This is a genomic window from Pseudomonas sp. SJZ079, from assembly GCF_007993865.1.
Taxonomy (GTDB): Bacteria; Pseudomonadota; Gammaproteobacteria; order Pseudomonadales; family Pseudomonadaceae; genus Aquipseudomonas.
Genome location: NZ_VIUH01000054.1, coordinates 1 through 1,679, shown reverse-complemented (window position 1 = coordinate 1,679; position 1,679 = coordinate 1). Strand labels below are relative to the sequence as shown.

The window sequence follows — 1,679 nt, the reverse complement described above, 5'->3', positions numbered from 1 at the left end:
GCGCTGAAGAAGCTGCACCCGCGCCCGCACCGCCTGCGCGCCGCCCTGGGTCTGGATGCGAAGAATCCGGGCATCGTGCTGCCCGAGGTCGACCTGGACAATGCGGTGAATGAGGCCGTCACCGGCGCGCTGTCGTTCAACGGTCAGCGTTGCACCGCGTTGAAGATTCTCTTCGTGCATGAGGCGGTGGTCGACAGCTTCCTCGATAAATTCAACAGCAAGCTGGCCGCACTCAAGCCGGGCATGCCCTGGGAACCGGGCGTCGCCCTGACCCCGCTGCCCGAGGAGGGCAAGACCGATTACCTCAAGGGCCTGGTGGCCGATGCCGTGGCCAAGGGCGCGCGGGTGGTCAATCCGGGGGGCGGTGAGAGCCGTGGTTCGTTCTTCTACCCGGCCGTGCTGTATCCGGTGAGCGCGGATATGCGTGTGCATCAGGAGGAGCAATTCGGCCCGGTGGTGCCGGTGGTGGCCTACCGCGACCTGCAGACGGTGATCGACTACGTGCTGGAGTCCGACTTCGGTCAGCAGCTGAGCATCTTCGGCAACAATTCGGCCCAGGTCGGCCGTCTGGTCGATGCCTTCGCCAATCAGGTGGGCCGGATCAATATCAACGCCCAGTGCCAGCGCGGCCCGGATAGCTACCCGTTCAACGGGCGCAAGAACTCGGCCGAAGGCACCCTGTCGGTGCATGACGCGCTACGGGTGTTCTCCATCCGCACCCTGGTGGCGACCAAGTTCCAGGAGAGCAACAAGGCACTGGTCAGCGAGATCATCCGCAACCGCGAGTCGAGCTTCCTGACCACCGATTACATCTTCTGAAGGCGGCCGCATGAGCACTCGTACCCTGATTATTCTGGATGGCATCGGCTTGCGTCAGGAGGCTGACTGCAACGCCTTCGCCGCGGCGCGCACGCCGACCCTGGATGGCTTGTTTGAGCGGTATCCGCACAGTCGCATCGCCACCTCGGGGTTGGCCGTCGGCCTGCCCGAGGGGCAGATGGGCAACTCGGAAGTCGGCCACATGAACCTCGGTGCCGGCCGCGTGGTGTACCAGAACTTCACCCGCATCAACAAGGCGATCGCCGATGGCGAGTTCGCCGGCAACCCGGCGCTGGTGACGCTGGTGGATGGCGCGCGGCGCCGCGGCGGTGCGGTGCACCTGCTCGGCCTGCTGTCGCCGGGCGGGGTGCACAGCCACAGCGCGCAGATCATCGCCGCCTGTCGGGTGCTGGCCGCGCGCGGCATCGAGCGCTTCTACGTGCATGCCTTTCTCGATGGCCGTGACACGCCGCCGAAGAGCGCGCAGGCCGATATCGCCGAGTTGGAGGCCGAGCTGACGCGCCTGGGCAAGGGCCGTATCGCCTCGCTGATCGGTCGCTACTACGCGATGGACCGCGACAATCGCTGGGAGCGCATCGAAGCGGCCCATGGACTGATCGTCGAGGGCCGCGCCGAATTCCATGCCGGCAGCGCCGAGCAGGCGCTGGCCGCGGCCTATGCGCGCGGCGAGTCGGACGAGTTCGTCAAGGCCACGGCGGTTGGGCGGCCGGTCAAAGTGGCGGCGGAGGATGCGCTGATCTTCATGAACTTTCGCCCCGATCGCGCCCGTGAGTTGTGCCAGGCCCTGGTCGATCCCGGGTTCGACGCCTTCGCGCGCTCGCAGCTGATTGCCAAGCAGC

The 1,679-nt window shown here is 66.5% G+C and carries 2 protein-coding genes; both read left to right on the top strand.

Annotated features, from left to right (window positions below; genetic code table 11):
• The coding region (locus FBY03_RS22915; RefSeq protein WP_147174645.1) for an aldehyde dehydrogenase family protein at positions 1–819 on the top strand (819 nt) is incomplete at its 5' end.
• Between the two features lie 10 nt (positions 820–829).
• Positions 830–1,679, top strand: an 850-nt coding sequence (gpmI, locus tag FBY03_RS22910) for a 2,3-bisphosphoglycerate-independent phosphoglycerate mutase (RefSeq protein WP_147174644.1), incomplete at its 3' end; no start/stop codon positions are given.